At 60.6% G+C, this 12,284-nt stretch carries 10 protein-coding genes; 4 read left to right on the top strand and 6 right to left on the bottom strand.

Annotation, left to right across the window (positions count from 1 at the left end):
* The first annotated feature begins 49 nt into the window (after positions 1-49).
* From ACQRBR_RS08685 to ACQRBR_RS08675, 3 genes are all read left to right on the top strand, one after another.
* On the top strand, positions 50-451 hold the full coding sequence (locus tag ACQRBR_RS08685) for a Fur family transcriptional regulator (protein ID WP_040369377.1): 402 nt from the start codon (positions 50-52) through the stop codon (positions 449-451).
* A gap of 54 nt (positions 452-505) precedes the next feature.
* Positions 506-694, top strand: coding sequence for a rubredoxin (locus ACQRBR_RS08680; protein WP_168936417.1), 189 nt, complete (start codon positions 506-508; stop codon positions 692-694).
* A gap of 385 nt (positions 695-1,079) precedes the next feature.
* Complete coding sequence (locus ACQRBR_RS08675; protein ID WP_168936289.1) at positions 1,080-2,816, top strand: potassium channel family protein; 1,737 nt, start codon at positions 1,080-1,082, stop codon at positions 2,814-2,816.
* Between the two features lie 231 nt (positions 2,817-3,047).
* Here ACQRBR_RS08675 and ACQRBR_RS08670 read toward each other — a convergent pair whose 3' ends face one another.
* Positions 3,048-3,488, bottom strand: a complete 441-nt coding sequence (locus ACQRBR_RS08670) for an acyl-CoA thioesterase (RefSeq protein ID WP_321031242.1) — start codon at positions 3,486-3,488, stop codon at positions 3,048-3,050.
* A gap of 236 nt (positions 3,489-3,724) precedes the next feature.
* On the opposite strand from ACQRBR_RS08670, the gene ACQRBR_RS08665 reads away from it, so the two are divergent.
* Complete coding sequence (locus ACQRBR_RS08665; RefSeq protein WP_427812781.1) at positions 3,725-4,750, top strand: CapA family protein; 1,026 nt, start codon at positions 3,725-3,727, stop codon at positions 4,748-4,750.
* A gap of 267 nt (positions 4,751-5,017) precedes the next feature.
* Here ACQRBR_RS08665 and ACQRBR_RS08660 read toward each other — a convergent pair whose 3' ends face one another.
* The 5 genes from ACQRBR_RS08660 to ACQRBR_RS08640 form a co-directional block, all read right to left on the bottom strand.
* Positions 5,018-6,739 (bottom strand): FAD-binding protein, encoded by a 1,722-nt coding sequence (locus tag ACQRBR_RS08660; protein ID WP_427812780.1) that lies wholly within the window; start codon positions 6,737-6,739, stop codon positions 5,018-5,020.
* Between the two features lies 1 nt (position 6,740).
* On the bottom strand, positions 6,741-6,983 hold the full coding sequence (locus ACQRBR_RS08655) for a 4Fe-4S dicluster domain-containing protein (protein ID WP_006005330.1): 243 nt from the start codon (positions 6,981-6,983) through the stop codon (positions 6,741-6,743).
* A 62-nt stretch (positions 6,984-7,045) separates the two neighbouring features.
* Positions 7,046-8,581, bottom strand: a complete 1,536-nt coding sequence (locus ACQRBR_RS08650; RefSeq protein WP_303880983.1) for an outer membrane homotrimeric porin — start codon at positions 8,579-8,581, stop codon at positions 7,046-7,048.
* Positions 8,582-8,726: 145 nt separating this feature from the next.
* Positions 8,727-10,427 (bottom strand): FAD-dependent oxidoreductase, encoded by a 1,701-nt coding sequence (locus ACQRBR_RS08645; RefSeq protein WP_427812779.1) that lies wholly within the window; start codon positions 10,425-10,427, stop codon positions 8,727-8,729.
* Positions 10,428-10,469: 42 nt separating this feature from the next.
* Positions 10,470-12,143: an FAD-binding protein gene (locus ACQRBR_RS08640; RefSeq protein WP_303880987.1), complete on the bottom strand. Its 1,674-nt coding sequence runs from the start codon at positions 12,141-12,143 to the stop codon at positions 10,470-10,472.
* Positions 12,144-12,284: the final 141 nt, after the last annotated feature.

The raw sequence follows: 12,284 nt of genomic DNA, 5'->3' as shown, positions 1-12,284 counted from the left end.
ACAATGACAGGTTTAAATAGTAATGTTTATTAAATACTTGGAGTTTGCTATGGCCCAACCACAGACCAGAATGACTAGGCAACGTGCTGTCATCCTTGAAGAACTGAGAAAAGTCAAAACACACCCCACAGCGGATGAGCTGTACAGCATCGTCCGTGAGCGCCTGCCCCGCATCAGCCTCGGCACGGTATATCGCAACCTCGATTTCCTGGCGGATACCGGCGAGATCCGCAGGCTCGAAGCCGCAGGGACGACAAAACGATTTGATGGCGATATTTCCTGGCATCAGCATGTGCGCTGCATCCATTGCGGTCGCATTGGTGATGTCATGCAACCTCTGCCGGTACCCTCTGTGGCAGGTATGCAGGTGGAAGGTTTTTATTCCATCGTCGATTCCCGTGTGGAATTTGACGGTATTTGTGAAGCCTGCGCCGCCAAGGGCTTGAAGTAAGCACACGCTTCCGGGACGGACTTGTTCCGTCCCGATCCTTCAAAGGAGATTGTTATGGCTGAAGCTCAGGACATGTGGCGTTGCCAGATGGTGAATTGCGGTTATGTCTACGACCCGGATCGTGGCGACAGACGTCACAAGATCCCTGCCGGTACCAAATTTGAAGATCTTCCCGATGACTGGCGCTGTCCGGTCTGTGGCGCGGCAAAGAAAAGTTTCCGCCGCCTCTCGGAAGAAAATTAGTCTTCACAGGCAAGGGCGCCCTTCGGGGCGCCCTTTTTCATTACGGGCTGTCGTGGATGTGGGCAGGTATGGGATGGAAGGCATCCGGCATCCGAATGTTTTTATTGGGGCAAGCATTATTCGTGTCGGGTGTGTATCATGAAAACACCGTTTTGTACTGGTAAGTCGCTGCCGTCAGCCTGTGGCGCGCCCCAGAAATGCCGAGAAGGACAGGGCAGGCGTCTCCCGATCTATGAGGAGATACGGGGCTTTCCTGTTCCTGTGCTGTTGTCCCGCTTCGCCCGTCCTATTCCTGCCCGGGCAGGGGCGCAAAGAGGTGCTTGCGTAGCCTGACTGTTTTGGTATCTTCAAAAAATACCTTGTTTCAGCCAACAGACTGGTGCGCATGAAATATCTACCATCACAGATCATGACCTTCCTGCACGAGCGCGGTGCAAAGCACAATATGATCGTGCTGCGGCGCTTCTTTATTACCCTGTGCATCATGATCGCCGCCTACAGTGTCATTTTCCACTGGCTCATGGAATATGAAGGGAAGGAACATTCCTGGATCACCGGGGTCTACTGGACGCTGACCGTGATGTCTACGCTCGGTTTCGGGGATATCACCTTTTCCTCTGATCCGGGCCGCATCTTTTCCATCATCGTGCTTATGTCGGGCGTGATCTTTTTCCTGATCATGATGCCCTTCACCTTCATCCAGCATTTTTACATGCCGTGGCTGGAAAGCCAGAAAAAGGACATGGTGCCGCGCCGTCTGCCTGCCGGGATCAGGGGGCATGTGCTTATCGCCGGAAGCGGTCCCATCACCCTCAACCTGGCCGACGACCTGGCGCGCCATGGTATCCGGCGTGTGTTGCTGTGCAATGATCCCCAGACCGGTCTGGACCTGCTCGACCAGGGCTATGAAGTGGCTGCCGGTGACCATGACGACGTGAAGACCTACCAGAAATTGCACGCCGATACGGCCGCCATGCTGGTGGTCATGGATACGGACATCCGCAGTACCAACATCGTCTTCTCGGCCCGTGAAGCCGCGCCGCAGGTGGTCATCGCCGCGGGGGTGGAAAATCCCGATGCGACGGACATCCTGCGTCTGGCAGGATGCAACAGGGTGTTCCAGTTCCATAATGTGCTGGGTGAGGCCATGGCCCGACGGGTGGTCCGTTCATCCCAGCGGGCCAGCATCATGGGGCGCTTCGGCCGTCTGGTGGTGGCGGAAGCCCCGGTGATGCACAGCAGTCTGGCCGGCAAGACCCTGCTGGACTGCAGCCTGCGCGAACGAACGGGCATCAACGTGGTCGGCGTCTGGGATCGCGGCGCTTTCCAGCTGCCCGGGCCGCATACCATGTTCACGGAAAGCAGCGTGCTGGTGGTGGCCGGTACGGAAAAACAGGTGCGGACGTTCGACCGCCTGATCAGCGAGCCGGAAAAGGCAGAGATGGAGAACGTGCCCGTGGTCATCCTCGGCGGCGGCAGGGTGGGCCTTGCCGTGGCGCGGAACCTGGCGCGCCGCAAGATCCCTGCGGTGATCGTGGACCGGCAGCCGCACATCAATTCCGGCGCCATCCCCCATGTGCACGGGGATGCCGCGGATCTTGCCGTTCTGGAAAAGGCCGGCATCCGCAAGACGCGCACCATCATCATCACTACCCATGACGATGACGCCAATATCTATTTGACCATCTACAGCCGCCGTCTGCGGCCGGACGCCCAGATCCTCTGCCGTGCCTCGCTGGACCGTAACGTCAACGGCCTGCACAGCGCCGGTGCGGACCAGGTGCTTTCCCTGGCTTCGCTGGTGAGCAACAGCATCATCAATCTGCTGGCTCCGGACAAGATGATGATGCTGAATGAGCGCCTGCTCGTCTTCCGCTATACCATCCGCGGACAGCTGCAAGGCAAAAGCCTGATGGAATGCGGCATCCGCAACAAGACCAAGTGCAGTGTGCTGGCCGTACGCGACAATACCGGCACCATGCACGTCAACCCTGATCCGGGCTATATCTTCGCTCTGGGGGATGCCCTTTATCTCATCGGCGACTCGGAGGCCGAGGAGCGCTTCCGCGAACGTTACGGCATCGACAGCAATCTGGCCTGTGCCGATGCTGATTTGAGTTGAGGCATCGCAGCGGCCCAGAGATTTGCAGCCGCAATATGCAGCCATCTGCCATCACAAAGGGAGGGAGATTCGTCTGCCTCCCTTTTTTGCGGCCTGCCCACCGGGAAAAGTCGCAGATGGCCGCCAGTTTTCTTTCGCGGCTCGATGTGCAGCGGTCTGTCCCGCTCTGTCATGGACAGGAGAGCGGGGAAAAACTTACTGAAAACAGGTAGACTTGCCTTTTGGTGACGGCTAGCCCTGCAGGAGCTGCAAGACTTCCTTGTCGTCTGTCACGACCTCAAAGGCCGACTGCAGGGCAGCGGGCAGGCGGGAAGGGCGGCCGGTCGCCATGTCGATATAGACCCAGACCGTGGCCGCTTCGGCCAGGACGCTGCGATCAGCGGCGCGCCAGAACAGATAGCGGCGCAGGCTCTGGCGGGAGGCAAGCTCGGCTACCCAGGTGGCGGCGGTGATGACATCCCCGGCAAGGGCAGGGCGTTTGTAGGTGATGGTATGCTGGCGGACGACCCAGCCGTGCCCTTCAGCTTCGTAGCGTTCCACGCCCCAGCCCTGGACAGTGGAGTGGTTGATGGCCAGATCCTGCATCCACTGCACATAGCACAGGTTGCTGACGCGGTTCTGGATGTCGATATGCTGGGGAGCGACGATGATTTCCTGGGTGAAGATGCGCATGGTTCCTCCTTGGCAGGGCCGGGTGCTGCCTGCCGTGCAGAAGACAGCATATACCTCTCTACGGGGAAAGGCCATGCGCCTTTTGCCTGCCTCTGCTGCCTGCCGGAGAGATTTCTCTTGTCTGTCCCGCTGCCCCGGCGTAGAGGGGAACAGAGATGTATTCGGGACAGGAGGGAAGGAGCATCATGGTACAGCGCATGACCATGGCATGGGTAAAGTGGTTGGGATGTGCAGGCTTGCTCCTGCTGTTGTCGGGGCCGGTCATGGCCGCGGAAGGCGTGCTGGAGATCCTGGCGGCCGGAGATGTGCTGCTGGGTGGCCGGATGCTCGAAGCGCCCCAGGCTGGAGAGCTTTTCGGCCCTCTGACCCGCCGGCGTTTGGAGCAGGCGGACATTTTTTTGTGGAACTGCGAGATCGCCGGTCTTTCTTCCGTCTCCAAGCAGAATACCTTCGTCTTCCATGCCGACGGGCTGCTGTTCCCCCAGATGGCGTTTGCCAATGGTGCTGCCTGTACCGCCAACAACCATGTGTTCGACGGCCTGGAAGAGGGGGCGGCCAATCTGATGGCGGTGCTGGAAGGGGCCCGTATCCGCCACAACGGCCTGCATGACCGCGGCACCTTTGCGCCCCTGTCCCTTTTGCCCCAACGAGAACCGCCGATCTACCTGCTGACGGGATCGCCCATGTCGCAGATAGGCAGCGGGCCCCGGATCGTCACGCTGTCCTATCCCCAGCTGCTGGAAACCGTGCGGGCATTACGTGCCCGGGAGCCGGAGGCCTGTATCATCCTGTATTCCCATGACGGGAACGAAGGTTTTTCCGAGGCTTCGGATCGCCAGCGCCTCTGGGCGGACTGGTTTGCCGCCGCAGGGGCGGACATCATCCTTTTCGCCCACAGTCATTGCTACGGCGGGTTCGAGACCCTCGAGGCCTCGCCGCGCAAGACCTTCGTGGCCTGGGGACTGGGGAATTTTTTGTTCGGCGGCAACCGAGGCTGGCGGAGCCGGAGCGATGTGCGTCTGCTGTCCATCCGTCTCGATATGGCCACCGGCGGCAAATCCGCCTGCTGGCTGTACGGAAAGACCAAAAACTGGCAGTTTTCCTTATACCGCATGGATGAAAGCGTGCTGCGGCAGGTGCAGGATCTGGGGGCCAGGGCTGCCGCCATCGTCAGCCAGCCTCCGATGGAAGGGAACAAACAGGAAAAGGCCGATGAAGGATTCGGGCTGGGCTCATTGTTCCTGTTCTGGAAAAATCTTTAGGCTCTGCAAGGCCCCTGTGGATGACTGAGCAGGACTGCAGCCAGACAGAATGCAGCGCTTTGGAAGGCAGGGAGCCAGCCCATCCTGGCCAGCCTGCTTTGAAAAAAATACATGCAGAGACACGATGCCTGTGTCCGGGGAGCCGGACAGGCATCGGCCAAAACAGAAGGGGCGGCAGGTATTCCTGCCGCCCCTTCGTCTGACAGGAAGCGGGGGTGCCTCCTGCCCGGGGGAGGGCATGGCATCGGGCCGTCTAGGAGGTGGGGATTACTTGGCGCTTTCGCTGGTCGGGAAAGCGAAGTTATCCTGGTAGTACCGGGTCACAGGGTGCTTGTACTTTTCCAGCGGCACGGGGACGCGGAAGAATTCCGGTTTGCTGTCCGCATCCTTGCGCAGGCAGAGCCAGGCCAGCTGGGAATCGTCACGCACGGGGTAATCTTCGCGGTAATGGCCCGCACGGGTCTCCTTGCGTTCCAGAGAGGCCCGGACGTACATTTCGCTGACAAAGGCCACGCCGCGGGTCTCATGCAGCTTGAGCAGGTAGTGGGGATCCGCTGCCACCATGCGCGGCAGGTCTTCTTCTCGGATGCGCTCCAGTTCCTTGAGCGCGGCCTGAAGGCTGCGTTCGCTCTTGAGGATGGAGACCCCGTAGGGGAAGACCGTTTTCTGGATGGAGGTCAGCACTTCCTTGGGAGTAAGACCTTCCTTGCCCAGAGGAGCGAACAGGGCCTGCTGGCGAGCAGTGATTTCCGCGTCGGACAGGTCGCTCTTGACTTCCGGCAGCGTCTGGAGCAGGTGGGCCGCGTTCTCACCGGCCATATGGCCCAGCACGGACGTGGTCATCAGGGCAAAGCCACCGGCGTAGACACCGGGCTCGGTGGCACGGGCCGTACCGGCAGCCAGGAGGCCTTCCAGATTGGTGTTTCCCCAGGCATCGGCCCGCAGACCGCCGTAAGAAACGGTCATCTGGGGCACCCATTCCGTGGAATCCCGGAACAGGTCCAGACCCAGGGCGGAAAGCTTGTCATAGTTCAGCTTTTGCCAGCCGTTCTGGGGGCGCAGCAGGATCAGGTTCTCCTGTTGGATGCGGCTCAGGTCGAAGGTGATGGGACCGCGACCGGCCCGGATCTCCATGGCCATGGCCATGGTGGTGTAGTGGGGGTCGGTATTGGAGCCCAGCACGGGAGAGTAGCGCTCCATGAAGGGCTCGCCTTCGGCATTGACGAAGCGCGCCCCCAGGGGCATCAGCACGGTCTGGCCTTCCCAGCCGAAAAGACGGGGCATGTTCCAGACACGGGCAAATTCCAGGTTCTGCAGGACCGCGCCGGCTTCATAGGTCATCTGCATGGTCTCGCCGGTAGGCGTATTCTTGCCGTACGAGGTCTTCCAGCCGCCCATGCCGCTGGCGGCAATGACCACCCGGGCGTCGAAGCGGTAAAAATCGCCGTTGATGGTATCGAAGCCCAGGGCACCGCAGACGCGGCCGTTCTGCTGCAGCAGCTCGGTCAGCAGGATGCGTCCCACCCGCTCCACGGAGCGCTGCTTGAGCTGGCGCACGATGTTCTTGACCATCAGCTCGCCGCCACGGCCCTTGAGCTGGGCCGGGTACAGCTTCACATGGTCCAGTCCCCGCTGGGGGACGTATTTCATGCTGCCGTCTTCTTTTTTGAAAAATTCGCAGCCGAAGCGTTCGTAGTCATGCAGGCGGTCGGCAGAGCGCTTCAGAATCTCCTCCATGAGGTCCTGGTCGCAGAGACCGTCGAAATAATAGATGAAGTCCTGGACCCACTCATCCACATTGTCCGGGGGAAGAACGGCTTCAAAATCGCCGCCCGCCATGGTCATCAGACCGCCCCAGTCGCGGGGGCCCTTGTCCACGATGCAGATACGGGCTTCAGGGGCCAGTTCGGAACAGCGGTAGGCGGCCCACAGGCCGGCGGAACCGCCGCCCATGATCAGGACGTCCGTCGTGATATGATGCATGTTCATCTTACAGTCCTCCGCCCAGAGCCTTGGGGATATCGGGGAAAACAGGCGGCAGTTCTTCGCGGAACGGATGCACGAAGATGGCGCCTGACGGGCACAGCCGTTCACAGATATAGCAGGTCATACAGTCGTCGGCATAGGCGATGAAAGCCTTGCCGTCCTCACCGAGCCGCAGGGCGTCCAGAGGACACTTTTCCACGCAGGCGCCGCAGCCGATACAGATAGCGGCATCGATTCTTTCGATCATGGTCTTTCCTTTGGGCACGGCCGTAGTGGAGATACGGCCGTGCCATTGTTCAGGAGGGCTGGCTAGAAAGAGTAGATGAACAGCACGCTCACGTTCCAGGCATCACGGATGTCGCGATGGTCGCCGCCGGTCAGGCTCTGGCCCCAGACGTCATCCGACTTGTCCAGCCACAAGGCGATGTAGCTGGCTTCCAGGTTGACCTGCAGGTTGTCATAGATCTTGTATTCGTTGAGCAGGCCGAATTCCAGGGCGTAGTCACGCGTGGTGAGGTACAGGTTCTCGCGACCGACCTTGGTGGTGCCTTCGGGATTGTTGGGAGCCATCCATTCGCCGGTACGCTCGTGGTACTTCTTCAGGATGCCGGGATCGTTGGTACCGCCGAGCAAGCTGATGTGGAAGGTGTGCTTGAGGTCTTCCAGGAAGCTCATGTCTTTCAGGCGGAAGCCCACGCCCCAGGTACCCACCAGGTTGTTGCCGATGACGCGGTCACGTTCGAGGCCATTGATGTCCGGGCCCATGAAAGTGCCGGAGAAGCTACAGGGACCGTAGTCGTTGCTGATGGTGGGCAGGCGTTCGGAACCGTTGCCCACGTTGTCGTCGTCACCGGAGCTGTACCAGCCGAACAGGCCCAGCTTGGTCCAGTCCAGATTGTATTCCAGCAGCAGGCCAGCCAGCCAGCCGGAGCGGTTCAGGGAGCCGTCGTCATAGGTCACATTGCCGTACGAGAAATCCCAGGCGATGCGGAAAGGATCCCATTTGGTGATCTCGCCGCTCAGGCCGCCCCACCAGGCCGTGCCGTAAGCATTGAGTTTTTCCTTGTGGCTCAGCAGGTCGGCACGCAGGGGGAACAGACCGCTCAGGGCATAGCCGCCGTTGACACCGTTGATCTTGTTGCCGACGTAGGTATAGCTCTTGGAGCTGTCATTGCGGAACGTGTTGGAACCGATGGAGGCGAACATGCCCCAGGGGGTCAGCTTGACGCCGTCAAAGGTCAGGGGCACCATCAGGCCGGCCATGTCCATGTTGTCCATGAAATTCTTCTGGTCGCCGTCGGCATTGCCCACATAGTTGTCGTTGTACGGACGGGCCCAGAAGGCCGTCATGGCAGCGTTTTCATTGAAAACGTAGCTGGCGGTGATGGCGGCCACGTCAGACTGGAAGACGGTGGGACCGCCCATGGCCATGTAGGGCAGACCGATGCCCTGGATACCCATGCGCAGTTTGAGGTCCGTATCGGGCACGCGCCAGTCGATGAAGGCACGCTTGAGCTTCACGATATTCTTGTCGGCGCCCATGGCCATGCCGCCCTGGGGATCCTCGGCCTTGCCCCAGATGGACTTACCGATTTCAAAGTAGACCTGACCGGAAAGGTTTTCGTCGGCCACGGCGTCGATGACCAGACGGACACGGGAACGGGCCTCGAACTCGTCTTCGCTCGGGTCATAGCCGGTATGCCCGCCATTGGTGAAGTTACCGTTCTGACCATACTGGAAACTCGCCAGCCATACCCCCTTGGCCTTGAAGTCTACAGCGTGGCTTGCCTGGGCGGCTCCCGTCACCATGGCTGCTGCCAGCAGCAGACACCAGATCTTTTTCATAATCCTTCCTCCAGAGAGACAGTAGTTGTTGGGCAAAGCCCGGAAACTTGGGTGCAGAAACAGACCCGGAGGCGAAAAAGGCGCCTCAGGGGGTCTGGTGCAATCTTAAAAAGGGCGGATCATGCGATCCGCCCTTTCCATCATGCTAGACTTGCATAAACAGGGGGAATGTGAAGCCGATGGCGCTGCAGGGGCAGCTGGTGCGGCAGTTGGCGCAGTGCCAGCACTCTTCGCCATGGACCATTTCGGGCCGTTCCGCTTCCTGGTAGGGACGCATCTCCAGCACATAGCCGGGGCAGTCCTCGACACAGGTACCGCAGGCCTTGCAGTGGCCGCAGTGGAAGCAGCGGGCGGCTTCCTTCTGAGCCTGTTCGATGGTCAGACCCAGGTTGAGTTCGGCAAAAGCCTTGGTACAGGCATTTTCGGCTTCCTTTTCGGAAGGAACGCTCTCATACTGGGCGATGCCGTAGATGTCGGCGTACTGCACCACGTAGGGAGCGGTGTCGCTGCCCATGGCGTCGCAGTCTTCGATCATGTTTTCTTCGTTCAGGACGTAGACGCGGCTGCTGGTGCCGGTCAGCATCTGGTGCACGGCAAAGGCGGCGCGGCGGCCGTCGCCCACGGCGCGGGCGATGGAGGCAGGGCCGGCAGACACGTCACCGGCGGCGAAGACACCGGCCTTGGAGGTGCGCTGGCTTTCGTCCACCTTGATCCAGTTGCGGGGGGTCAGTTCCAGACCACCGGCGTTTTCACCCAGGAAAGCCAGGTCGGTCTTCATGCCCACGGCAAAGATCACGGTGTCGCATTCCAGGACATGCTCGCCACCGGGCACGGCTTCCAGGGTCAGCTTGCCCTTTTCGTCGAAGTGGCAGTCCTTGACTTCGAAGTAGTCCACGCCGGTGACCTTGTCGCCTTCGGTACGGATGGCGGACATGGTGCAGGAATTGTGCACATGCACGCCTTCCTTGGCGGCCAGTTCCAGGTCTTCGGCAGGAGCGCGCATCTCGCCGGCCTTTTCCAGGCAGATCACATGGACGTTCTCGGCGCCGAGACGGCGGGCAGTGAAGGCGCAGTCGAAGGCCACGCCGCCGCCGCCCATGATGACGACATTCTTGCCGATCTTGCCGGTGTTCTGGCCCAGAGCGGCGGCACGCAGGAATTCCACGGCCTTGACGGCCTTTTCGGCGCCGGGGATGGGCAGGCTGTTTTCAGCGGGCACACCGGTGGCCACGATGACGGCATCGTAGCGGGCGGAGATCTCTTCCATGGTGATGTCCACACCCACGCGGGTGTTGACGCGGGCACGCACGCCGGCTTCCAGCACCAGACCCACTTCGCGGTCCACCACATCGCGGGGCAGACGGAAGTTCGGCACGCCGTAGCGGGGCACGCCGCCCAGCAGGGGCTCGGCTTCGTAGATGGTGACTTCGTGGCCCAGCAGGGCCAGGAAGTAGGCGGCCGTCAGACCGGCAGGGCCGCCGCCGATGACGGCAGCTTTCTTGCCGGTGGCGGGACGACGCTTGAAGAAGACGTTGCCGCGTTCGGCAAAGGTCTCGGCAGCGCGTTCCAGGGCACGGATGTTCAGGCAGCCGTCCATTTCCTTACGGTTGCAGGCATCCATGCAGAAGTGGGGGCAGACGCGGCCGGTGATGCCCGGGAAGGGGTTCTTGGCACGCAGGTAGCGCAGGGCTTCGGTGAACTGGCCTTTTTCGATGAGCGAGTTCATCTTCTGGATGGAATTGCCGATGGGGCAGGAAGTTTCGCAGGGCGAGGTGCGGAACTGCTCTTTCAGCTGGGCGCCCAGCACGACGGGGCGCGTTATTTCACGGCTATATCTCGGGGGCATGATTACAAACTCCTTGGAAAGTGCATGAGGATGCCGCGGGCATTACAGCAGCGGCGCCTTGCCCCACTGGAAACGGGGGCCGTCTTCACCGCGGATCAGCAGCAGCGGCTTGGCCATGTCGGGATTCAGCTCGGGGTAATCCCGCAGCTTGTAGACACAGCGGCCGGTCTCCTTGCGTTCCATGGTGGCCTGGATGGCCAGTTCACAGACCGTCAGGATATCGCGGGACTCGTGGCAGCGCATGAGATCGCGCAGGGTGTCGGCGTGCAGGCGGTCGGCCTGGCCGGACAGGAAGCGGATCTTTTCCAGGGCGCGGGCCATGCCGGCCATGGAGCGACGGAAGCCCATGTAGTAGTTCATGACGTTCCGGGTAGCCTGTTCGATCTCCTTGTAGCTGACGCCTTCGTCGGCGGGCACCTGCATGGGAGCGAACACGTCCTTCTTGACGCTGGCGGCCAGATCTTCATTGATCTTGCCGGCTTCGGTGATGCCGGCAGCGCGCATGCCGGCCTGGCGACCGGCTTCGTAGCCACCGCACATGGCGCCGGAGCAGTACAGGAAGATACTGCCGCAGAAGAGGTTGGGCACAGTGGTCTCGAAGGTGTCGTTGACGGCGATGGTGCCGCCGAAGATCAGCTCGCCGATCTCCACTTCCAGCAGCTTGTGCTGGAAGTCGGTGCCGGTGCAGTCGGCCCAGTCACCGAAGGTGGCCTTGTCGCCGGGCATGAGCACATACTGCAGTTCATGCACGACATCCTTGTCCACGTGGCGCATATCCATGTAGAATGGCGGGCCGGACCCCTCCATCTGTTCCTGGAAGGTGCCCTGGATCTGGTTGTTGCGCACGCCGTTTTCCATCATGGGGTCGTACTTACCCATGAAGCGTTCGCCAAGGGCGTTGATTTCATGCGCACCGGAGCTGTTGATGCCGTTCATGCCGGGGCAGCCGTAGCCCTTGGGCAGCATGGTGGCACGCTGATAGGTGTCCAGTTCGGTCACGGCGGCGCCCACATCATAGCCCAGCACCACACCGGCGCTGGTATTATAGGGGTACATCCAGACGTTGAAGGGATTGTGGGTGGAGTTATCCGTGCCGCGCGTGGCCGAACGACCCTGGGCCGAAACAACGGTCTTGGCGCGAACCAGCACGAATTCGCCGGTGCGGACATTCCAACCCAGCGCACCGCAGGCCTTGCCGTTGTCGGTGAGGATCTTGACCGCCATGACGTTGTCGAGCGTATTGATGCCGGCATCACGCACGATGCGGGCCATGGCGCGTTTGATGGTCATGCCGTTGGCGATATGGACCCACCAGCGGCCGGGCTGACCAAAACCCTGGGTGCGCAGGTAGGTGCCGTCAGCCTTTTTGCTGAACTGCACACCAGCCTTGCCCAGCACATCCAGAAAATATTTCATGTGGGCGTACCAGCCGTTCTGCAGCATGGCAGGCGACCAGCCATTGAGGGGCTTGGCGTAGAACTTGATGAGGTCTTCCACGGTGTCGTGGGCTTCACCGGGCTCATCCAGGACGGCCATATAGTGGTCATTGCCGCCGCCGATACAGCCGGAGCTTTCCAGCTTGCCCTTGTCCATCAGCACTACGTCGAGGCCCTGGTCACGCGCGCCGAGCGCCGCACCACAGCCCGAAGCACCGGAGCCGATCACGAGCACGTCGGTTTCCACTAACGTGCCGAGAGGGTGTTTGGTCATCTTCATAGCAATATCCTGGTTGTGATTTTTTAGCGGACAGTCATCGCCGGGCCGGTCGGGCAATCCTCAGTGGCTGGCCCAGCGTTTGTGAATAAAAAATCATGCTAAACTGCTGTATTGTCAAATCAATAAAAATCAAATATTGTT

The sequence above is a fragment of the Desulfovibrio sp. SGI.133 genome (genome assembly GCF_050313955.1).
Classification (GTDB): Bacteria; Desulfobacterota; Desulfovibrionia; order Desulfovibrionales; family Desulfovibrionaceae; genus Desulfovibrio.
The sequence above is the reverse complement of the archived record's forward strand: the minus strand, read 5'-3'. Positions and strand labels throughout refer to the sequence as shown.

What these genes read in the sequence shown, in the direction of transcription:
- ACQRBR_RS08685 (WP_040369377.1), top strand. Translation starts at nt 50, where the DNA reads ATGGCCCAACCACAGACCAGAATGACTAGGCAACGTGCTGTCATCCTT.
- ACQRBR_RS08680 (WP_168936417.1), top strand. Translation starts at nt 506, where the DNA reads ATGGCTGAAGCTCAGGACATGTGGCGTTGCCAGATGGTGAATTGCGGT.
- ACQRBR_RS08675 (WP_168936289.1), top strand. Translation starts at nt 1,080, where the DNA reads ATGAAATATCTACCATCACAGATCATGACCTTCCTGCACGAGCGCGGT.
- ACQRBR_RS08670 (WP_321031242.1), bottom strand. Translation starts at nt 3,488, where the DNA reads ATGCGCATCTTCACCCAGGAAATCATCGTCGCTCCCCAGCATATCGAC.
- ACQRBR_RS08660 (WP_427812780.1), bottom strand. Translation starts at nt 6,739, where the DNA reads ATGAACATGCATCATATCACGACGGACGTCCTGATCATGGGCGGCGGT.
- ACQRBR_RS08655 (WP_006005330.1), bottom strand. Translation starts at nt 6,983, where the DNA reads ATGATCGAAAGAATCGATGCCGCTATCTGTATCGGCTGCGGCGCCTGC.
- ACQRBR_RS08650 (WP_303880983.1), bottom strand. Translation starts at nt 8,581, where the DNA reads ATGAAAAAGATCTGGTGTCTGCTGCTGGCAGCAGCCATGGTGACGGGA.
- ACQRBR_RS08645 (WP_427812779.1), bottom strand. Translation starts at nt 10,427, where the DNA reads ATGCCCCCGAGATATAGCCGTGAAATAACGCGCCCCGTCGTGCTGGGC.
- ACQRBR_RS08640 (WP_303880987.1), bottom strand. Translation starts at nt 12,143, where the DNA reads ATGAAGATGACCAAACACCCTCTCGGCACGTTAGTGGAAACCGACGTG.